15 protein-coding genes are annotated in these 20,654 nt (G+C 72.7%); 5 read left to right on the top strand and 10 right to left on the bottom strand.

Translation table 11 applies throughout. The features are described 5' to 3' along the window. Nucleotides 1–262 precede the first annotated feature (262 nt). On the bottom strand, nt 263–484 hold the full coding sequence (locus tag ACRYR7_RS12235) for a hypothetical protein (RefSeq protein WP_432572373.1): 222 nt from the start codon (nt 482–484) through the stop codon (nt 263–265). Beyond that, complete coding sequence (locus ACRYR7_RS12230; protein WP_432572372.1) at nt 481–894, bottom strand: hypothetical protein; 414 nt, start codon at nt 892–894, stop codon at nt 481–483. The genes ACRYR7_RS12235 and ACRYR7_RS12230 overlap by 4 nt, the downstream gene beginning before the upstream one ends. Nucleotides 895–990: 96 nt before the next feature. Here ACRYR7_RS12230 and ACRYR7_RS12225 point away from each other — a divergent pair, with 96 nt between their 5' ends. Continuing rightward, nucleotides 991–1,293: a hypothetical protein gene (locus tag ACRYR7_RS12225; protein WP_432572371.1), complete on the top strand. Its 303-nt coding sequence runs from the start codon at nt 991–993 to the stop codon at nt 1,291–1,293. 979 nt (nt 1,294–2,272) lie between these two features. Here the strand turns inward: ACRYR7_RS12225 and ACRYR7_RS12220 are convergent. Beyond that, a complete protein-coding gene (locus ACRYR7_RS12220) occupies nt 2,273–3,178 on the bottom strand; it encodes a hypothetical protein (RefSeq protein ID WP_432572370.1) in 906 nt (301 codons plus the stop codon). Nucleotides 3,179–4,241: 1,063 nt separating this feature from the next. Continuing rightward, nucleotides 4,242–5,735: a PP2C family protein-serine/threonine phosphatase gene (locus ACRYR7_RS12215; protein WP_432572369.1), complete on the bottom strand. Its 1,494-nt coding sequence runs from the start codon at nt 5,733–5,735 to the stop codon at nt 4,242–4,244. A gap of 454 nt (nt 5,736–6,189) precedes the next feature. On the opposite strand from ACRYR7_RS12215, the gene ACRYR7_RS12210 reads away from it, so the two are divergent. Continuing rightward, nucleotides 6,190–7,044, top strand: a complete 855-nt coding sequence (locus tag ACRYR7_RS12210) for an SDR family NAD(P)-dependent oxidoreductase (protein ID WP_432572368.1) — start codon at nt 6,190–6,192, stop codon at nt 7,042–7,044. A 321-nt stretch (nt 7,045–7,365) separates the two neighbouring features. On the opposite strand, the gene ACRYR7_RS12205 is transcribed toward ACRYR7_RS12210, so the two are convergent. The 4 genes from ACRYR7_RS12205 to ACRYR7_RS12190 all read right to left on the bottom strand — a co-directional run bounded on the left by ACRYR7_RS12205 (nt 7,366) and on the right by ACRYR7_RS12190 (nt 14,312). Beyond that, complete coding sequence (locus tag ACRYR7_RS12205) at nt 7,366–10,095, bottom strand: putative bifunctional diguanylate cyclase/phosphodiesterase (RefSeq protein ID WP_432572367.1); 2,730 nt, start codon at nt 10,093–10,095, stop codon at nt 7,366–7,368. Nucleotides 10,096–10,328: 233 nt separating this feature from the next. Continuing rightward, entirely contained in the window at nt 10,329–13,016 is a 2,688-nt protein-coding gene (locus ACRYR7_RS12200; protein ID WP_432572366.1) for a diguanylate cyclase domain-containing protein, read from the bottom strand. A gap of 133 nt (nt 13,017–13,149) precedes the next feature. Then, nucleotides 13,150–13,386: a hypothetical protein gene (locus ACRYR7_RS12195; protein WP_432572365.1), complete on the bottom strand. Its 237-nt coding sequence runs from the start codon at nt 13,384–13,386 to the stop codon at nt 13,150–13,152. Between the two features lie 704 nt (nt 13,387–14,090). After that, the gene (locus ACRYR7_RS12190) at nt 14,091–14,312 is read right to left on the bottom strand and encodes a hypothetical protein (protein WP_432572364.1); all 222 of its coding nucleotides are present in this window, start codon (nt 14,310–14,312) and stop codon (nt 14,091–14,093) included. A 271-nt stretch (nt 14,313–14,583) separates the two neighbouring features. Here ACRYR7_RS12190 and ACRYR7_RS12185 point away from each other — a divergent pair, with 271 nt between their 5' ends. Further along, entirely contained in the window at nt 14,584–15,456 is an 873-nt protein-coding gene (locus ACRYR7_RS12185) for a GAF and ANTAR domain-containing protein (RefSeq protein WP_432572363.1), read from the top strand. Nucleotides 15,457–15,634: 178 nt separating this feature from the next. On the opposite strand, the gene ACRYR7_RS12180 is transcribed toward ACRYR7_RS12185, so the two are convergent. After that, complete coding sequence (locus ACRYR7_RS12180; protein WP_432572362.1) at nt 15,635–16,483, bottom strand: GAF and ANTAR domain-containing protein; 849 nt, start codon at nt 16,481–16,483, stop codon at nt 15,635–15,637. 133 nt (nt 16,484–16,616) lie between these two features. Next, entirely contained in the window at nt 16,617–16,865 is a 249-nt protein-coding gene (locus ACRYR7_RS12175) for a hypothetical protein (protein WP_432572361.1), read from the bottom strand. A 276-nt stretch (nt 16,866–17,141) separates the two neighbouring features. Here ACRYR7_RS12175 and ACRYR7_RS12170 point away from each other — a divergent pair, with 276 nt between their 5' ends. Both ACRYR7_RS12170 and ACRYR7_RS12165 read left to right on the top strand, forming a co-directional pair. Further along, nucleotides 17,142–18,737: a methyl-accepting chemotaxis protein gene (locus ACRYR7_RS12170; RefSeq protein WP_432572360.1), complete on the top strand. Its 1,596-nt coding sequence runs from the start codon at nt 17,142–17,144 to the stop codon at nt 18,735–18,737. A gap of 98 nt (nt 18,738–18,835) precedes the next feature. Continuing rightward, a partial coding sequence (locus tag ACRYR7_RS12165) for a diguanylate cyclase domain-containing protein (protein WP_432572359.1) occupies nt 18,836–20,654 on the top strand: 1,819 nt, incomplete at its 3' end.

Here is a 20,654-nt window from a genome sequence, read left to right as displayed (position 1 = left end):
TCAGCAGGTTCTGATCTCGTCCCTGCTGGGCGAGCAGTCCTCGGGCACCAGCACCGCTGACGTCGACTGCACCGGGATCTGCCCGTGCTGCCGGGTATCAGCCTCCGGCTCTGGTGCATGACGTGCTATGTCCTGCCTTCGCTCGGACTCAGGCCGTCACCCTCCGTGGCCCCTGGCTCTTCGGGCTGCACCGCGCCGCAGCTTTGAGCGGGTCGTGGGAGGTGGCGTTGAGCCGGTCGACGCAGACGTGCGGTGTGGGCGGTTAGGGCTGTTCGCGCTCAGCTGCTGAGAGCGGTCCCGGGGCTCGGTCGCACTCGGGGCAGCGGCCCACCGACAGGTACCAGGCGCGCTCGTCCTGGTGGCGGTACCAGGTCCACCACTCGCTGCGCCGCCCGCAGCCGGGGCACACCTGGTGCGCGAAGCGCATGGTCTCCTCCAGCGTGAAGGCGCGCGCGCCCTCGAGGTGCTGGTGCCCGCGCCTCACACCGACATCCTCACGCCGGCGTCCGCAGCCGCCACCCCGAGCGGTGGTGCCCCCCCGTCGTGCTCCAGCCAGCCGTGCTGACGCAGCCACGCGGTGCGCTGCTGCCACACCCGCGCCCCCACCCCCGCCTCGCGGGCCAGCACCGCAGCGGTGAAGGACGCCGGGATGCGGTCCTCGAAGTCCGCCGCGGCGGCCAGCACCCACACCACCGCGCTGAGCGAGCGCCGCGCCGGGCGCAGCATCACCTGGCTGGGCACGGCCTTGACCGCGGTATGCACCGCCGTGGCCCAGCGCACCGCGGAGGGCACCATGTCGCGCGCTTCGGTGGGCAGCAGCCGCACCCCGCTGAGCGCGGCCTGCTCCAGCTCCTGCAGCTCCTCCAGGTCCACCTCGTGCTCCTCGGCAGGCACGATCCCGAGCTGGAGCGGCCGCGCGGGCGCTCGGTGTCCTGGCCCCCTTTCGGGGGTCAGCGTGCGGGGCGGGTCGTTGCCCCACAGGATCACCGTGTGACGGTCCACCCCCTGCCCCGGCCCACCGCCGACGCCATCGCCGACTTCGTCGAACGCCGCGCCGCGCGCCCGCGTGCAGGCCTGGGCCTCGATGAGCAGGAGATCAGTGCCCGCGTCGGCTGGGAATCGTTCGTGCACCGCTACCGGCAGGCGGTGAGCGATCAGCGCGAGCTGACCGCGGACAACCTCGCCCACGCCCTGCTGGACATCGCCGTGCTGCACCAGCACCACCGCGACTTCCAGCGCGGTTGGCTGCGCTGGCAGGAGGTCCTCCAGGCGCTGGAGGACGAGGGGCGCTGACCCGCCCCGGCGCTCAGGTGCACTGATCGGGGTACAGCAGCGGTGAGGGCATACCCAGCCGGGCCGCGGTGGACTGCAGCGCCACCGCCTCCGTGCGGTCCCGAGTCGCGGTGCTGCGCGCCCGGCACGTGTGCGCCTGCTGGCGCAGTTGCCAGGCCACGGCCCCGGCACGCCGCGCTCGCCCCTGCACTGCCCCGGCTCGGGTCCGGGTCCGGGCAGTTCGAGCTATCAGGTCGTCGGTCATGAGTCGGCCTTTCACGCCCACGGTGGTGTGCCACCTGCTCGACGACGCCTCAGCATGACCGGTGCTGCGCACGCGCGTACCACCGCGGCACGCCGTGAGCGCCGGCATGCCGTGAGCGCCGGCATGCCGTGAGCGCCGGCATGCCGTGAGCGCCGGCACGCGGTGAGCGCCGGCACGCGGTGAGCGCCGGCACGCGGTGAGCGCCGGCACGCGGTGAGCGCCGGCACGCGGTGAGCGCCGGCACGCGGTGAGCGCCGGCACGCGGTGAGCGCCGGCACGCCGTGAGCGCCCGTACGGTGCAGTCCCTCGTGCGGCATCCGACCTCCATGGCACGTCATGGCACGTCATGGCACGTCATGGCACGTCATGGCACGTCATGGCACGTCATGGCACGTCATGGCATGGGTGTCGACGCGGGCGGGCGGGCGCGCAGCGCAGCCGGGCCCGGCCCGAGCGGTGCCCTCGACGCACCGCTCGGGCCGGGCCGAGCGCGTGTCGAGCAGGTGCGGCTCCAGGGTGTTGACGGGCCGGTGTTGACGGGCCGGTGTTGACGGGCCGGTGTTGACGGGCCGGCTAGGGGGCACCGGCGCCGCCGTCCGGGTGGTCGTCCTGGGCCGAGAGGGTCAGGCGCGCGCACCGGCCGGCCGGCGCACCTCAACATGGTTGAACGTGACACAACAACGCGTGCTGGAGCAGTGGTGGGCCGAGCTGGACCAGGACGGGCGCACCCGTGCCCTAGCCCTGCGGCCCGGCCAGCACCTGCCCGCCGCCCTGGCCGCGCACCTGCGTCGGCGCGGCGTGCAGGTGCCCGAAGCCCGCGTGGCCTGGGACGTGCAGGGCGTGCAGGACTGCCTCACCGTGCACGTGCAGCCTCGCGCGCTCAGCGACTTCCTGGTCCGGGTGCGCTCGGTGCCCGCGGTGGTGAACTGACGGCACGGGCTTGCTGCACGATCCGGCGGCGGTGCCCTCTGATCGTGCAGCAGACCTGCGCGACCAGGTCCAGCCTGGCCCGGCGCGGTTTGGTGATGCAGCACCAGTCGTGCTCGGTGCGGGGGCCCGGCACGCGGCGGTGGTGCACACGATGGCCAGCACCGCTTCGAGCGCTTGCTTGTGCTCGGGCGGGCTCTGATCCAGCCAGGCGTCCAGGTTGGCGCCAGTGCTGGTGGTGCGGCAGCGGTGCGCCTCGGCGCGCGGCAGGTCATGATCGACCGCGGCCACGGCGATCGCGGCACGCAGAGCACCGGTGCCTGCTTCGGCACCGGCACCTGTTTGGGCACCGGCGCCCGCTTCGGCGGCGGTGTGCAGTACCTGCTCGCAGGCCCGCAGCCAGGTGTCGTCGTCCGGGTCGCACGCCTCCAGCTCCTCGTTGACGGCACCGTCCAGCAGCACCGTGGCCGCCCACCACGCCGGAGCGACTCCTTCGTGCTCGTCGTTGGGCAGCCCCAGCGCCCGAGCGCTCAGGGACCGTGCTCGCGCGTGATCGCCGTCGCGGACGGCTCGCAGCGCCTTGAGCAATAGGTTCTGCGCTGCTTGCTGCAGGTGGAAGCTGGTGCTGATTGTGGCGTAGCGCGCCGGTGTGCTCTCACCGAGCGCGCTGGTTGGGGCCTCGCCGGTGAACGGTGCGGGGTCTTGGGCGCTCACGGCAGAACGGTAGGGCCTCAATGCCCCGGGCGGCGGGTCCCGGGCGGCGGGTCCTCGGCGGCGGAGTCCCGGTGGGAAGTCCGGGTGGGACGTCCGGGTAGGACGTCCAGGTGGGACGTCCGGGTGGGACGCTCGGGTGATCGGCGGTGTCTTGCTGTCCGCAGCCGTGCGGTGCACGTGGTCCTGATCGTCGGGGTACGCCGCCCCGGGGATGCGCTGCACCGGGCAGCGTCTCGGTGCGAAGTGTGCGCAGTTTCAGGTGCGGTCGGTGAGCTTCTCCGCCTTCGCGTGAGGTGCCAGGCCGCCTGGCGCCGGTGCAGATGCACAGTGGCACTCGCTGGAATGGGAAAGGTCGAGATCATGGCTCTGCTGCACTGATCGACGACAGTACGACCTGGATTGTTCACCGAGGGGTCGACTCGCGGGCCGTCCTTGGCGGTACCACCTCCCACAGGCTCGCAGCAGCGGCCCGACAGGATATGGGCCCCTTTTTCCGGGGTGCGGATCCACTTGTCGGCCACGGCCGGTTCGGCGCTCTCGCGGTCGCCGGTGCCGTCGGCCTGAGCGCTGTCGATGAGGTCCTGCCTGCGCCGGCAGTGCAGTTCTTCCACGCCGCGCGAAAGCGGTGCTGCCTCCACCGGACGGTGTCGAGCGCTTCAGTGGCACCGGTGGTGGTGCGGCCGGCGGCGAACAGCGCCGGCGCCTGGTGGTAGACGGCCGGCGGGTAGGACCTGGGCTGAGGGCCCCTCTCGGGCGTGCGAACGGTCACCGTCTCTCGACACGCGAGTCCGGAGAAGTGGGTCATGATCATCGGTGTCACAGGATCGTGCGGCAGATCCGGGTGCTCGAGCGCACGATCAGCTGGCTGCTTGCCCACGGACGCTCAGCCATGCGCTACGACACCGGTTCCTGCGCGATCACCGCGCCGGCTCGCCTGGCGGTGAGGTTCATCTGCGCTCGACGACTCCCTGCCGCGAACTGATGCAACGGCGTGTTGGTCCATGGAGTAGCGACTCGCAAGACCAGCGGGACCTCGATGCGCGGCGGCCGTGCTCAGCTGTCCTCACCCGTCGGTGCTCGAAGCCACGCGCAGGGCCAGCAGGGCGCAATCGTCCTCGGGTGAGGTGCCGGCGAGGTCGTCGATGATGCGGTCGCACAACTGCTCCAGCGGCAGGTGCCGGTGCGCTCGGATGCTGGCGCATAACGCGTCGATGCCTTCGTCCAGGTCGCGCCGGCGCGACTCGATGAGCCCGTCGGTGACCAGGAAGACGGTGGTGCCAGCCGGCAGCACGGCGTGGTGGCTGCTGCGGTCGGTGTCGGGGTCGACACCGACGATCAGTTCAGCAGTGGTGCGCAGCACGCTGGTGATGCCGTCAGGGTGCAGCAGCACCGGGGGTGGGTGCCCGGCGTTGGTCCACACCAGCGTGCCCGCCGGCGCGCGCTCGTGTGCAGTGGCAACCGGTGCACCCCCGCCGGGGTCGGCGGTGGTGGGGGCGGCGGGGTCGGTGGTGGGCTCAGGTGCCCAGTGGATGCGGGCCAGCAGGAGGCTGGCGTGCAGGTGCAGGGCCAGTCCGCTGATGGCGCGCTCCAAGCGGGTGATGACCGCCTCGACCGGTTCGGAGCGGTCCCACACGAAGGCGCGCAGCAGCCCGCGCAGCTGGCCCATGGCCGCGGCGGCGTCGATGTCGTGGCCGGCGACGTCGCCGATGACGATGTTGGGCACCCCGTCGGCGGGCACGGTGATGTCGTACCAGTCCCCACCGACCTGTTCACCGCCGACGTGCTTGCCTCCGACCCGTTTGCCTCCGACGTGCTCGTCGGTGCCGGCGGGGACGTAGCGGGCTTGGACGTCCAAGTACGGCACGTGCGGCAGGCTCGGCAGCAGGGAGCGTTGCAGGACCTCGGCGTTGCGGCGTTGGCGCTCGTACAGGCGCAGCCGGGCCACCGCTTGGGCGGTGAAGGCGCTCAGGGCCTGCATGACCTCGCGCTCGTGAGGGCCGAAGCGGCGTCGGCTGCGCCAGGCCAGTCCCAGCGCGCCGACGGTGTCCTGGCTGGTGCGCAGCGGGAAGTGGACCATGGCCTGGTAGCCGATGGCGGTGATCTGGGTACGCAGGTGCGGGTAATCCTTGGCGACGTCGGTGGCGTCTTCGTAGATGAGGGTGTGGCCACGGGCGGCGTCGGTGGGTGGTGAGGACAGCGACATGGGCAGCACGGCCCACTGCTGGGCCAGGTCGGGGTCCAGGCCGGTGGTGCTCAGGTGGACCAGTTGATCGGTGTGGGTGTCGGTGAGGGCCAGCAGCACGATATCGGCGTCCAGCGCGGTCTGGGCGATGGCGGGCACCTGCGCGGCCAGTGCGCTGAGGGAGTCCGCGGAGATCAGGACGGCGGCTAGTTGCAGCAGTGCCGCCAGGGCGGGTGAGTCGCTGCGCTCGGGCTGCTCGGGCGGCTCGGGCGGCGTGGGTGGGCAGGGAGTCGGTGCGTGCTCGGTGTGTGGTGGCGCGTTCTCGGGGCGGGCAGTCGCATTGACGGCGTCGGGTGGTCCCCAGGCAGCGGCCATGGCGCGCAGTGTGACAGGCGGTGAGCACCGTGTTGCGGCAGTTGGGCATCTTCACCGTGGGACGTGGGACGTGGGACGTGGGCTGGTCTGCCAGGGCAGCTCCAAGGCGACTGGGGATGGATGGAGAAGCAGGGCGAGCTCCGTGTCCTTCAGCACGCCGTCGCTGCGCACCGGTGACCTGATCGACCTGGCGGCTCAACTGAGCTGATCGGCTGCCTGGCTGAGTCGATGGATTGATCGGCTCAGCTGGGCAGCGGGGACCTGGCGCAGCCGGGACCTAGTGCAGCCGGGGATGTGGCTCAGCGCCCACCCCGCCCGCCGCGCACGAGCCTGAGCCCCCCGGGAGCGCTGCCTGCGGGCCCCGCACCCGGTCCCGCACAGGTGCCTGCCCCTACTTAGGTGTGCCACCGGGCTGCAGGCGGTTCACGGTGCGCCGTCCGGGTAGAGCAGCGTCATGGACCTCCACGACCGTTCGATCCTGCTCACCGGTGCCGGCAGCGGCATCGGCCGTGCCCTGGCGCTGCAGCTGGCCCAGCACTCGGTGCGCTTGACGCTGGTGGGCCGGCGCCGGGCACCGCTGGAGGAGGTCGCTGAGCTCGTGCGCGGGCGCGGCAGCCGGGCGCACGTGGTGGCCGCCGACCTGACGGCGCCGGGGGCGCCCGCGCAGGTGGTCGCTGCCGCCCTCGAAGCTTTCGGCGGGCTGGACGTGCTGGTCAACAACGCCGGCAACGTGCGCGCCGGGCGGCTGGAGTCGCTCAGCGAGGCGGAGGTGCTGGCGCAGATCGCGCTGAACCTCACCGCCCCCGTCCTGCTGACCCGCGCAGCCCTGCCGGCGCTGCGCGCCTCGGGGCAGGCGCGCGGGCAGGCCTCGGGGCAGGCCTCGGGGCAGGCCTCGGGCGAGGCTCTGGTGGTCAACGTCTCCTCCGGCATCGGGCTGGTCGCGCTGCCCTTCTACGCCACCTACGCCGCCACCAAGGCCGGCATCGCCCACTTCGGCGACGCGCTGCGCCGTGAGCTGGCCGGGGAGGGGGTGCGGGTGCTGAACGTCTACCCGGGCGCGACGAGCACCCCGATGATGGACAGCTCCTCCGCCGGGGCCGAGCACGGCTTCGAGTACGAGAGCGCCCAGGACGTGGCCGTCGCCACCGTCGAGGGCATGACAGGGGACGAGCTGCGCGTGGTGCGCGGGGGGCAGGCGCGCCGGCGGATGATCGCGCTGGACCGCGAGGACCCCGCCGCGCTCGACGCGGTCCTCGCCGAGCGCAAGGAGGCGCTGGAGCAGGCCGTGGCCGCCCACTCCAGCTTGTGAGTGCACCGCCGCGGGACCGGTGGTGGGCGGGTGCTGATTGCCGCACCATTCCCGGTCCTGGCCGTCTGGGGGCTCTCGGGGAGGGCGTCGGGTTGCCCCCGTGTGCCAAAAGGCGGGCATCGACCGCCTATGAGCTTGCGCGGGTGCGAGCTTGTGACGTGGTCGTGGGCTGCGGTCCGCTGGCCGCTGCCGGGGTGCCGGGCTCCCGGGAGTTGACGGTTCCGGCACCTGCGCGCCCACGGCTGCGTGAACCTGAAGGCCCGGGGTTCGTGCGAGGGCGCGGTGGAAATGGCGAGCTTTAGTCACGCCGCTCGGTGGGACTCACCCCGGGGTGTGCTGAGTCGCGTGCGGTGGGTGACGCAGGAGGTGGGTGCCGTAGAAGGTGGCGAAGGCTTCGGGGCTCAGCGGTGGGGAGTAGTGGTACCCCTGGCCGTAGCCGATGCCGAGCCCGTGCAGCTGCTCGCCCTGGGGAGCGTGTTCGATACCTTCGGCGATGGTGGTCAGGCCCAAGGTGGCGGCCAGGGCGGCGATGCCCGCGCGCAAGGTGGCCGAGGCGGCATCGTCGTGGGTAATGAGGGACCGGTCCAGCTTGAGCACGCTGATGGGGTAGCGGCGCAGGTAGCTCAACGAGGTGTAGCCGATGCCGAAGTCGTCCAGGGCGAGGACGACGCCGGCCCCCACGATCTCGTGCAGGGCGGCGCGCACGCTGTCGTCGTCGGGCAGCGCGTCATGTTCGGTGATCTCCAGGTGCAGGCGGTGCGGTGCGATGCCGTGCACGCTGAGAGCGTGCAGCACGCGGTGGGGCAGCTGGGGGTCGCAGGTGCTGGACAGGCCCAGGTTGACGCTCACGGTCAGCCCGCTCATGCCTGCTTCGTCCCAGTGGTGCAGCTGCGCCAGTGCGCGGTGCAGGACCACCTCGTCGATGAGCGCGGCGAGGCCCTCGCGTTCGGCCAGGGCCAGGAAGTCGTCGGGGGCGATGAAGCCGCGGTGGGGCTGCTGCCAGCGCACGAGGGCTTCGGCGCCCACCACGCGTCCGTCGCTGAGGTCGACGACGGGTTGGTAGACGACCTTCAGCTGCCCGGCGCCGTCCCTCAGGTCGGCCGCGTTCGGACCGTGCTCGTCCGGGCTGGTGCCCTTCAGGTCGTTGTTGGTGCTGGTGCTGGTGCTGGTGCTGGTGCTGGTGCTGGCGCTGGTGCTGGCGCTGGAGCCGTGCAGCACGGCAGCGTCGAGGAGGCGGTGCAGGTCTTCGGTGAGGGTGATGGTCTTGACCACGTCCTCGCGCAGCTGCGGGTGGAACGTCGAACTGGCGTCCTTGCCGGCGTCCTTGGCCGCGTACATGGCGATGTCGGCATCGGCCAGGACGTCGTCGAGGTCGTCACCGAGCCGGGCGTGGGCGATGCCGATGCTAGCGGTGAGGCACAGTGCCTGACCGGCCACCTGCACCGGTCGGCTCAAGGCGGTACCGATGCCGTCGGCGACCCCTTGCGCCGAGGCGGCGCCCGATGCTCGGATCGATGAGGCGCTGGCCGAGGTGCGCTGCGGGTGCAGCAGCACGATGAACTCATCGCCGCCGTGGCGGGCGATCACGCCGTGCTCGCCGACGGCCTCGTGCAGGCGCTGCGCGGTGCTCAGCAGCAGTGCGTCACCGCTGTGGTGGCCGTAGCGGTCGTTGACGTACTTGAAGTCATCGAGGTCGACCATCAGCACCCAGGTCTCGGCCGGTGGGGTCAGAGCGGGTGGGGTCAGAGCGGGTGGGGTCAGAGCGGGTGGGGTCAGAGCGGGTGGGGTCAGAGCGGGTGGGGTCAGAGCGGGTGGGGTCAGAGCGGGTGGGGTCAGAGCGGGTGGGGTCAGAGCGGGTGAGGTTTCAGGGTGCGGGCTCGCTGCGTGCGGGCTCGCGGTCGGTGGGGTGCTGGCCGGTGAGTGCGGGCTCGCCAGCGCGCCTGCCGGGTGCGCACCGCTGCTGCGCTTGTTGACGCGGCGGTTCCTGGAAGAAGCCGCAGAGGCGCTCATGCGGGCGTAGGCACGAGCCAGCCCACGGCGGTTGAGCAGCCCGGTCAGCGGGTCGCGCTCCGCGCTGAGCTCGCTGTAGCGCAGGGCGAGCACGGCGTGCGCGGCGACGGCGATGAAGACGAGCACGCTGGCGCCCAGCAGCAGCAGGGCGGGGGTGTGCAGGGCGCCGGTCAGCAGGTGCGCGCTCAACAGGGCTGGGGGCACCAGCGCGCACGGCAGCAGCAGCAGCAACTGGGTGGAGGGCCGGCGCGCGTGCCGTGGAGCGCGCGGATCGCCCAGCGCGGTCATGGACGGGTGCAGCGCGGCCAGGCCGAACATCAGCATGTTGACCACGCCCAGCGCCTGCAGCGCCTGCCCGGGTGCGGCCACGCGTTGGCCGGCCAGGGTGGTGAGCAGGTCGTAGAGCAGGCAGCCGAAGCCACCAACGACGATGAGCGCCATCGCCGGCAGCAGCCGGACGCGGGAGAAGACCAGCCACAGCAGCACACCCACCAGCAACGCGTCCACACCGGGCGCCAGGACGATCGCCCAGGTCATCGCCTCGTCCCGGTGGTGGTGCAGCCCGCGCGCGAACAGCTCGCCGGCCACCAGGGCGACGACCAGCGCGAGCACCGTCGCATCCAGCCACCCACCAGGAGAGCGCACCTGCCACTGCTGTTGTCTTGACGCCCTGGTGCGGCGAGCCACCCGCAGCAGCAGCGGCAGGGCACCCGCGGCGGCCAACTGCCCGCCGAAGGTCGCCACATCGGTGATCACCTGCGCGTGGGTGGTGATCGTGGTGAGCAGGTGGGAGACGTTGCCGATGGCCACCAGCGCGACGAAGAGCAGCACCAGCGCCCAGGCAGCGCGCCGGCGCGGGCGGTGCAGGTGCAACCCGGCGATGACCAGGGCGACGGCGAGCCAGTTGGTGACCGGCAGCAGGATCGAGCGCAGCGGCGCCACCAGCAGTGCCGCCACGGCCAGCAGGCCCACCACGGCCAGCTGGGTGCCCAGCGCCGCGGGGTGCAGCGCGCGCAACCACCGGCGGTGCTGTACTCGCATGTTCGTCCTCTCACGTCGTCTCGCCCGTGCCGTGTCCGTGCCGTGTTTGTGCTCTGCAGGGCTCTCTGCTTCGGAGGGGCCCGCGTTCCTGCCGGTCGAGTTCTCCGCCGACCTGTCAAGTCGATCTCTGCGGCAGGTCCGGCCGGCGCGAGAGCAGATCTCCTGCGATTGCGTGCCCCCGTGATCGGTTGCTGGTGCGCGGACGTGCGCCGGCGAGCGGCTCACGGTGGGGCTCAACCCGGCACGGCCGAGGGTGGGCGGGTGCCTGCGGCGGCGGTGGTGATCCTGTCGCGCCCGCTCTGCTTGCCCTGGTACAAAGCGGCATCGGCGCGGGCCATGACGGCTTCGGCGCTCTCGCCGATCTGCCACTGCGCGATGCCGATGGTGGCGCTCTGCCCGTGCGGCACGGAGGCGCGGATGCGCTCGGCCACGGCCAGCGCACCGGCCGCGCTGCAGGCGGGCAGGGCCAGCACGAATTCCTCCCCGCCCCAGCGCGCCAGGGTGTCCACCTCGCGCAGGTGCACCGCGGCGGCGGCGGCGAAGGCGCGCAGCAGCTCATCGCCGGCCAGGTGCCCGAAGGTGTCGTTGTAGGCCTTGAAGTGGTCCAGGTCGATCAGGGCGAAGCTCAGCGCGGACCTGCTGCGCACGGCGCGGGCGATTTCGCTGCGAGCCACTTCGTCCCAGCGGCGGCGGTTGGCCAGCCCGGTCAGCGCATCGTGCTGGGCGGCGTGGGCCAGCTGCGCGAGCAACTCGGCGCGCTCGATGGTGTGCGCCGCCTCCCCGGCCAGGGTCTGCAGCATCGCGCTGACCGTGGCGGGCAGGTGCGGCACCCGGTGGCGCCAGATGACGCCCAGCACGCCCAGGGGTTCTGCGCCGCCGCGCAGCACCGGCTGCCACACCCCCGAGACGGTCCCGGACTTGGTGATCATCCCCTGGTCGGCGTCGGGGTGGGCGGTGACGTCGGTGACGAAGACCTGCCGTCGTTGGCGCCAGGCGCTCAGCGGCAGGCCGCTCTTCCCCTCCAGGGGCAGTCGCAGCTGCGTGCCCGGTGCGAAGCCGACCATGGCGGTGGAGACCAGGTGCCCCTCGCCGTCGGGCTGCATCAGGTAGGCGGCCTCGGCGCCGCTGAGCTCGCGCATGGCCTGGCAGATGGCCAGGTGCGGATCTGAGGCGGCGGTGACCGCGCGCGAGGCCTGCGCGAGAGCTTCCACCTGCTGGGTGTGTGCCGTCAGCTGCAGGTGCGCTCGCGCCAGCTCGGCCTCGCGGGCGCGATCGGCGCTCACGTCGTGCAGGGCGATGACCGCGCCCAGCACGTCGCCGTCGCCGTCGCGCATCAGCCGCCCGGAGCACACCACGGTGCGGGCGGTGCCCCCGGGGGCGACGACGACCATCTGCACCGCGTCGACCCGCCCCTCGCGCAGGATCCGTTGTGAGGGCAGCTCCTGCGGTGCCAGCGAGCGCAGCCCGTCGGCGGTGCGCAGGTCGTAGGCGGCGATGTGCTCGTGCACCGCCAGCCCCGGCTGCGGGTGCTGACCCAGCCAGCGGGTGGCGGTGTCGTTGAGCATCGTCAAGCGCCCGGCGGGGTCGGCGACCACGATGCCGACCTGCGCGCTGGCCAGGACCGCTTCGGTCAGCTCCCCGCGGCGCTGCGACTCCGCCATCGCCAGCTCGGCCAGCGCCTGCTGCTCCTCGGCGAGCAGGCGCTGCTGCTCGGCGAGGCTGCGCTGCTCCTCAGCGGCCAGGCGTTCGTGCTCGGCGAGCTGGCGCTGCTGCTCGGCGAGCTGGGCGTGGGCGCGCACCTGGCGCAGCAGGACCTCCCGCTCGTCACGTCCCAGCGCCAGCGCCAGGCCGACCACGGCGAGCATCCCGACGAACAGCTGCACCACCAGGGCTCGGGCGCTGTCGTCGCCGATGGTGGCGAAGGGTCCGCTGCCGGCCAGGGTGAAGGCGACGGCCACCACCCCCAGGAGCAGGTCGTGCACGGCCACGATGGTGGTGTCGAAGCGCAGCGCGACCCACACCGTCACCGCCAGCAGCGGAAAGGCCAGCGGCAAGCCGTCCAGGACGGTGAAGACCAGCCCGTACACCAGCGCTGAGACCACCAGCGCGGCGATCAGCTCTACCATGAGCCACCCGCGCGGGCGGAGGAACGGTAGCGCCGGGCTCGACGGCGCGAGCTGTGTGCCCGCATCCGCCGGAGCGAACGTTCGCTGCGCACCCGGAACCGCGCAGTCCCCGGTGCGGGCCCCGGCGCAGTCCCCGGTGCGGGCCCCGGCGCAGTCCCCGGTGCGGGCCCCGGTGCGGGCCGCGTCTGCGGTTCGCTCTTGGGCTTGGGCTTGGGCTTGGGCTTGGGCTTGGGCCTGGGCGTAGGTGCGGTGTTGCAGCAGGTGGGCGATGCGCAGACCGGCGGCGACGATGAGGACCACGCTGACGCTGTTGCGCGTCAACCAGACCGCCGTCGTCACCGTGGACCAGTGCCCGGTCAGGGCCCACACTGCGCTGGGGCCGATCACCGCGCCCGCGCCGCTGGCCAGCACCGCCGCGGCCAGCAGGTGACCCAGCTGCCGGCCCCCGGCCAGCGGCGGGCGTGCACCTGCTTGCAACAGCTGCGGGCACCAGTGCTGGAGCAACCGGCAGAAGAGCTCGACCTGGACCAGGTTGGCCAGGACGAAGCAACCGGCCAGCGCACCCGTGGCGCCCGTGGCGGTGTTGGCGACAAAGGTGATCACTGCCAGCAGCGCCACGTCCAGCCACCGGGTGCCCGCCGCCCGCTGCATCGTGAACCACAAGGCGGCCACGCCGGCGGCCGGCCACACCAGGCTCAAGCTGGTGCCGTCCATCACCGTCAAGCGCCCCAGGGCCACGGTGAGCGCGAACAGCACCGCGAAGCCGCCGCTTCGCACCCATGCACCCACTGCCACGTCGGCTCCTTGCTTTAGTGCGCGTGCACCTGCAACGTCTACCGGGCCTGTCCATCCGATCCCTGCGCGTCGCTGGCACGGTCCGCGACGAGCCACGGCATGGCTTCGGCGCAGGCAACAGGAACCTTGACCTTCACCCGATGCAGGCGACTGATCGCGCAGGCGACTGATCGCGCAGGCGATTGATCGCAAGCGGCCGAGCACGGTGCAGCTCGTGGCGACCTGTTGAGCCGGTGAGCCAGACGTGCGTCGGCGCGGTGGCGGCGAGCTGTTGCAAGTAGTGGTGCTGCCGGTAGCGCTGCATCAGCGTTGTATCGAAAGACCGCGCTCGGTGGTGGTAGTGGTGGCGGATCGCTCCGGTGCTGCTCACGAGCCCCGGGGCGGCGAGGCTGCGGGTGAGGACCTGATGCCCCGGTCCTCAGCTGGAGCCGATCCACCGCAAGGCGGTGCTCCGTGGTGGGCGCGCACCGCGGCGTGGTCGTCACCGCGACCGAGTCGTCACCGCGATCGTGAACCGGTCGACCGGGGTGGCGATCACGCTGGTCAGGATCCGGGGAGGTGGCGACCACGGCGGTGATGTCGACGTGACCGGCCCTCGCCCTGCTCAGCTCATCCCACCCTCCGCGGCGCGCTTCCTGGTGCTGCTGTGACCGCGCCCGTGGCGGTCGAAGTCGATCTGTGCAGGCATCCGTGTCGGCCCGTGGTCTTTGCAGGTACATGGGACAAGTCCCACCACCCGCTGATGCCCTCGAAGACCTCGAGGGCCAGGGGTGCTGGTCGAAGTCCAGCGCGATGCGCACAAGGCGCGGCATGAGGGGTCGATGGCCCAGGAGGCGAGGCGAGTGGTGCACGCAGCGCGGCAGCGGGTGATCTCACTGGCGCCGGCTTGTGCCACCTGCCCGGCGATGCCTCCTGCGGATGATCCGGTGAGCGAGGAAGCCCTCCAAGGCTCGAGCAGGGTGGCGGCTGCACCGATGGGCGGCAGTGCTCTCTCGACTGTGCGACCTGAAGGTCGCCTCCAAGTGATCACGACCCGGTCAACCGGGTCGTGATCACCGTGTCCGGAGAAGCGGGTCAAGCTGCGCCGATGTCCACTGCTCGACGTAAGTGTGCCCGCCAGGCGCTGAAGCGGAACGTGGTGGAGGCGGTGGCGCTCAGGGCCAGGACCCAGTACGGCCAGCGGCCCGAAGAGGCGATCGCGCTCCAGCCCACCACCGCGACCGCCGCGGACAGCAGTCCCATGGCCAAGGACCTGCTGGCCGCGGAGATCGTTGACCGGTGGTTGCCTCTGCTCATCGAGGTCCACTCTGGTGCTCACCCGGCCCAGGTGCAGTTGGATCCGCACGGAGGTGATCGTAGTGTGACGCGCACCTCAAGAACCGACGTTCAAGGGGTCAGCACCTCGCGTCGAGGACCGCTGCGATCGATCAGCAGCGAAGCCTGAGGACTGGTGAGGTGAGCGGTGCACCCCGCGGAGCGAGAGGTGATGTCACCAGCCCAGCTGCGGCCAAGACGTGCGTCCCCGGCCGCTGCTCCGGCCGCGCTCCCCGCCGCAGGTGCCTCCTCGGTGCAGGAGGTGCTCACGACGCTGGCGGCCCTGGCCGTCCAAGCGGTGCCGGCGGCGCGCTGGTGCAGCGCGGCCTTGGGCGATCCGCTGCAGCCCTGGTACCTGGCCAGCGGGAGCAGCGCCAGCCAGCAGCTGCACGGCGCGCAGTGGCACAGCGGCCAGGGGCCGTGTCTGGACGCCTACCGCCAGCGCGCGGCCGTACTCTGCGCTGATCTGGGAACCGATGCCCGTTGGCCACGCCTGGCCGCGGCCTTGAGCACCACTGCCGCATCCGGTGCCGCGTCCGGTGCCGTCTCTGGTGTTGGGCCGGGTGCTGGGCCGGTGCGCAGCGTGCTGGCCCTGCCGCTGCTGGTGGGCCAGGAGGTCGTCGGCACGCTGGAGCTGTCCAGCCCGCACCTCCACGCCTTCGATCAGGACGGTGCGCACCAAGCCGTGGCCGTGGGCCGGCTCGCGGCTGCGCTCATCGAGCGCCAGCAGCTGCTGGAGCAGGCGCACGGCAAGGTGGAGAACCTGCAGGTGGCGTTGAGCACCCGCGCGCCCATCGAGCAGGCCAAGGGCGTGCTGGCCGTGTGGCTGGGCTGCAGCACGGAGCAGGCCTACGCCGTGCTGCGGGCCACCAGCCAGGAGAACAACGTCAAGGTGCGTCAGCTGGCTGCGCTGGTGATCTCCGATCCGGGCGCCAGCGACCTGCTGGAGGTCCTCGGTGCACAGCACCAGCGGCTGCTGGCCAAGCACGACGAGTGCGACAGCGGACACCACGGCCAGCGCGAAGGTCGGCACCACGGCCGGCACCACGGCCAGCACCACGGCCAGTGCGACGGTGCCGACGCCAGCGCTGCAACCACCCAGGGGTGCGCTGCGGCTGAGGTCTGATGAGTCAACGCCCATAGCTGTCGCAGGAGCTGCTGTCATTCCGGCTTCGCCGGTCGGTGAGGACGGTGCTGACCCGCTCGCCTGCGCGGCCACCACGATCACCACGGGGTTCTGGGTGCCCCCGGGTGCGCAGGACGGGGCACGCGCAGGACGGGGCACCTGGCGCCCTGGCTGAGCGTCAGTAGCTGTCCTGGCGGGCGCGGCCGGTCGGGGGAGCGGGCACCTGCCCGGTGCGCACCAGGTCCTCGGCGACCAGACGCAGCTTGCGGTTGCTGTCCTGGCTGATGCGCGCCAGCAGCGCGAAGGCCACCTGCGCGCTGATCTTGAAGCGCTCCATGAGGATGCCCTCGGCCTGCCCGATCACCGCGCGGGTGACGTTGGCCTGGTTCAGCCCCTCCACCTGCAGCACCGCTGCCAGGGCCAGCGCGGCGTGGGAGGCCACCAGTAGCCCGACGTGCTCGGCCTCGTCGCCGAAGGCACCGGTCCGCGTGGACAGCACGTTCAGCGCGCCCAGGTCCTGCCCGTGCACGAACAGCTGCAGGCACAGCGCGCTGCGCACGCCCACCTGGGCCCAGCGCTGGGCCAGCACCGGCCAGCGCGCCTCGCCGGCCAGGTCGTGCACGCGCACGGTGTGCTGCTCGTACATCGCCTCCAGGCACGGGCCCTGCCCGAGCTGCTGCTGCAGGTCGTCGAAGCGGCGGGGCAGCTCGTCGGTGGCGGCGGCGGAGGTGATCTGCCGGCGGCGGCGCACCAGGCTGATCGAGGCGTGCTGCGCTCCGGGGATCAGCTGCACCGCCCAGTGCACGGCGTGCTGCAAGGTGGCCGGGGAGTCCAGCTGCTGCTGCAGCTGGCGCGCCAGCCGGCTCAGCTGCGCGGCGGTGGCCGGGGAGCCGGTGGCGGTGCCGCTGTCGTGGATCGAGGGACGCCCGCGCAGGTCCTCGCCGGGCTGGCCGCGAGGGTCCTCGTCGTGCTGGTCGGTGCTGGGCGGGCGCTGCATGCTGGGCATCTTGCCGATAAGGAGCCTCATCGCACCAGCACGCGGTGGCCACAGCTCACTGTGCGTGCCCGGCACTGGCGTGCGGGACCTCGGCGTGCGACATCAGTGCGGACGGTCCTGCGCGCTGTGGGTGGAACACGCAGGACCTGACCCGTGCCCGGGCTCACCTCTCAACACCGCCGGCACCGCCAGCACCGCCGGCACCGCCGCCTGCTCGACGTGAGTGGACCTGCCAGGCGCTGAAGTGGAAGGTGGTGCAGGCCGTGGCGCTCAGGGCCAGGACCCAGTACGGCCAGCGGCCCGAGAAGGCGATCGCGCTCCAGCCGGCCACCGCCGCTGCCGCGGACAGCAGCCCCAGGGTCAAGGACCTGCTGGGCACGGAGGTCGCGTGCCGGTGCTTGCCCTTGCTCATCGAGGTCGATCCTGCTGCTCACTCAGCTGCAATGCAGTTAGATCTTCAACCAATCGGTCGATGCGTGAGGCACATCTCAAAAGGGGCCGATGGTGAGACAGCAGGCGCTTCCGGTGGGGCGCTTCCGGTGGGGCGCTTCCGGTGGGGCGCTTCTGGCATGGCGCTTGGAGTGTGCTGCGCGTGGAAGGTGTCGTGCGCTACCTCCTTCGGGTGATCGGGTGCACGAGGACGTCCTCCAAGGCTCAAGCAGGGTGGCAGCTGCCCCGATGGGCGAGGGTGCTCACTCGACTGCGCGACCTGAACGTCGCCTCCAAGCTGTTCGCCGGGTTCGGCGTGGTGTGCGTGCTGCTGGCCGTGGTGGTGGGCATCGGCGCTGTGCAGCTGCGCGCCTCGCAGGCGCAGCTGGCGCAGCTGTCCAGCTCCGGGGTGGCCTCGATCCAGAAGATCGACAAGGTCCACACCGCCTTGATCCAGGTACGCCTGGACCTGGCCAACACCGCTCTGGCCCCCGACGCTGCCGGCACCGAGAAGGCGCTGGCCACCCTCCAGGCCAGCGACGCGGGCCTGGACGCGGCCTGGCGGGCGTACCTGGACGCCGTCCCGCACGCCGGCGCCGCCCAGCGCGAGAGCTTCGAGCAGGCGCTGGCGGCCTACCGCCAGGCCCGCCAGCAGCAGATCACCTCGGCCAGGGCCAACGACGTGGCCGCCTTCATCGCGGTGCGCGATGGCACCGTGGCACCCCTGGTGGCGCAGGTGGTCACGGCGCTGGAGGACCTCAGCGCCACCGAGGCGCGAGCCGCGGCCGACATCGCCGCCGCGGGGCAGGAGCACTACCGCCGGGCCGTGCTGGTGCTGCTGCTCGTCGGCGCGGCCGCCATCGCCTTCGCGGTGGTGGACGCGGTCGTGATCTCCCGCTCGATCGCGCGTCCGCTGGGCAGGACCCTGCACGTGGTGCAGGCCCTGGCCGCCGGGCGGCTGGACCAGCGCGTGGGCCACCGGGCCAAGGACGAGGTCGGCCAGCTCGCCGCCGGGGTGGACGCCACGATGGACACCCTCACCGGCACCATGCGCCGCATCTCCGCCGCCTCGAGCACGCTGGCCTCCTCCAGCGAGGAGCTCTCGGCGGTGGCCACCCGGCTCTCCAGCGGCGCCACGCAATCCGGCGCGCAGTCGCAGCTCGTCTCCGCTGCGACCGAGGAGATCTCCGCCTCCATCGGCACCGTGGCCGCCGCGGGCGATGAGATGTCCTCCGCGATCCGCGAGATCGCCTCCTCCACCGCCGAGGCCTCCCAGGTCGCCAGTGCGGCGGTGGCCAACGCCGCGGAGGCCTCGGCGATCCTGGAGCGCCTGAGCGCCTCTTCACGCGAGATCGGTGAGGTCGTCAAGCTGATCACCTCCATCGCCGAGCAGACCAACCTCCTCGCCCTGAACGCCACCATCGAGGCCGCCCGTGCGGGGGAGATGGGCAAGGGCTTCGCGGTGGTGGCCGGGGAGGTCAAGGAGCTGGCCCAGCAGACCGCCCGGGCCACGGAGGAGATCACCGGCCGGGTGGGCGCCACGCAGGCGGACGCCTCGGCGGCGGCCGGGGCGATCTCGCAGATCGGTGAGGTGATCTCCCGCATCGACGCCCTGCAGGCGACCATCGCGGCGGCGGTGGAGGAGCAGTCGGCCACCACTTCCGAGATGGTGCGCAACGTCGGGGAGGTCTCCACCGGCAGCCAGCAGATCGCGGTGAACATCTGCGGCATCTCCTCGGCCGCCGAGCACACCACCGCCGGGGCCAACCAGACCGCGGCCACCGCCGGGGAGGTCTCCCGCGCCGCGGCCGAGCTGAACGAGCTGGTCGCCTCCTTCACCCTGCCCCGCAGCTGAGCGCACCGGAGCACGTCTGAACCCGATCGAACGCACCTGACCTCGGCGTCCCCGCCGGTGAGGCGTCGAGACGTGCGGGGAGCTGAGAGGTGTGGGCAGTGAGGACAGCGGCTGGGGTCCCGGCGGGTGCGGTGCGCCGGGAGCGGGTCTCCTGGGTGCTGGCGCTGGCGCCGGGGGCGCTGCTGGTGCTGCTGCTGGCCCCGATCGGTACCGGCGCCACGGCGGTGCTGTACCTGGCGGCGATGCTGACCGCGCTGGGTGCGATCGCACTGCGGGGGGTGCTGGTGCCCGCCGGGCGGGCGGCGTGGCTGCTGCTGGCCGCCGGCGCCGCGGTGCTGCTGGGCGTGCAGGCGCTGCTGCTGGCCGGTGCGGGCGGTGCGGGCGGTGCGGGCGGGGACGGCGCTGCGCTGCGCGGTGTACTGCAGGAGCACCCGGTGCTGGCCGTGGCCGGGCTGGCGGGCTACCCGCTGCTGTACGCGGCGCAGTTGCAGCTGCTGCGCCAGCGGGTGCAGCGCCTGCTGCCGGGGGCGTGGCTGGACAGGGTCCTGATCGCCGTGCTGCTGATGGCGCTGGTCGAGGTCTTCGTGCTGCCGCCGTTGCGGCAGGCGAGCGGCACGGGCGCGCTGGCCGCCAGCGCCCTGGTGGGGCGAGTGGCGCTGGATGTGCTGATGCTCTCCTTCGCGCTGGCCAACGGCGCCTTGACCGGCTGGCGCAGCGACCGGCGGCTGGTGCTGGTGGCCGCCGCGTTCGCCCTGCTGCTGCTGGCCGACACCGCCGGCCTGGTGCGCACCGCCGGCCTGCTGCAGACCCTGTGGCCCTCGACGGGCTCGCAGGGCGCTGCGCTGGAGGTGCTCGCCGTGCTCGGCGCGCTCATCGACACCGGCCGGTTCGCCGCGCTGCTGCTGCTGGCGGTGGCCGCCTGGCGCGAGCCCGCCGCGGTGCGTGAGCGCACGGTGGAGGGCTGGCCGGTGCTGGTCGCGCCGACGCTGGCGCTGGTGCTCAGCGTGGGCCTGCTGTGCTGGCACCTGCGCACCCCGCTGCCCGGGGCCGCGGCCGAGCTGGCCCTGGTGGTGGTGCTGCTGGTCGGGGTCAAGGTGCTGGTGGTCTTCGGCGAGGTGCTGCGCCTGGCCGACAGCCGCCGGCAGGCGCTGAGCGATGAGCTGACCGGCCTGCCCAACCGCCGCGCGCTGCAGCAGCGCCTGCGCACCGCCACCAGCGGCCGCGCCGGGGTAGAGCGAGGCCAAGACCGCGGCCCGGATCGCGGCCAGGACCGCGGTGGGGGCCGGGGCCGGGCCAGCACCGGTACCAGCCTGCTGTTGATCGACCTGGACCACTTCAAGGACGTCAACGACAGCCTCGGGCATGAGTGCGGTGACGACCTGCTGCGCCAGGTCGCCGCCCGCATGGCCGCCGTGGTGCCGCCCGGGGCGCTGCTGGCCCGCCTGGGCGGCGACGAGTTCGCCGTGGTGCTGGCAGGGCTGCCAGGTGTATCGGGCACGTCGGGTGCGGACCTGCGCGCCGGCGAGGACGTCGCCGAGGAGGCCGCCGAGGAGGCTGGCGAGCAACTCCTGCGGGCCCTGTCGGCCCCCTTCACCGTGGGCGGGGTCAGCGTGCGGGTGGGCGCCAGCATCGGCATCGCCGCCTGGCCCTTCCCCTGCCCGCACCTGCCTGCCCTGGCGCGGCAGGGCTGCCCGCGCGAGCCGGTGCCGGGTGCACGGGTGCACGGGCGATCGGGTGAGCAGGAGAGCGCTGTCGCGCCGGGCGCGGAGCTGCTGCGGCGGGCGGATGCGGCCATGTACGTGGCCAAGCGCGGCGGCGGGGGGCTGGCCCGCTACGACGAGGCCAGCGGGCAGGCCGCGCGCCAGCGCCTGCAGCGCGTGGGCGAGCTGCGCGCCGGCATCGCCGCCGGTGAGCTGG

The sequence above is a fragment of the Kineococcus gurbantunggutensis genome (genome assembly GCF_050871925.1).
GTDB lineage: Bacteria > Actinomycetota > Actinomycetes > Actinomycetales > Kineococcaceae > Kineococcus.
The sequence above is the reverse complement of the archived record's forward strand: the minus strand, read 5'-3'. Positions and strand labels throughout refer to the sequence as shown.

Excerpts from the sequence above, each read along its gene's own strand:
- ACRYR7_RS12215 (WP_432572369.1), bottom strand. The coding sequence starts at position 5,735 with ATGGCCGCTGCCTGGGGACCACCCGACGCCGTCAATGCGACTGCCCGC.
- ACRYR7_RS12210 (WP_432572368.1), top strand. The coding sequence starts at position 6,190 with ATGGACCTCCACGACCGTTCGATCCTGCTCACCGGTGCCGGCAGCGGC.
- ACRYR7_RS12205 (WP_432572367.1), bottom strand. The coding sequence starts at position 10,095 with ATGCGAGTACAGCACCGCCGGTGGTTGCGCGCGCTGCACCCCGCGGCG.
- ACRYR7_RS12190 (WP_432572364.1), bottom strand. The coding sequence starts at position 14,312 with ATGAGCAGAGGCAACCACCGGTCAACGATCTCCGCGGCCAGCAGGTCC.
- ACRYR7_RS12180 (WP_432572362.1), bottom strand. The coding sequence starts at position 16,483 with ATGAGGCTCCTTATCGGCAAGATGCCCAGCATGCAGCGCCCGCCCAGC.
- ACRYR7_RS12175 (WP_432572361.1), bottom strand. The coding sequence starts at position 16,865 with ATGAGCAAGGGCAAGCACCGGCACGCGACCTCCGTGCCCAGCAGGTCC.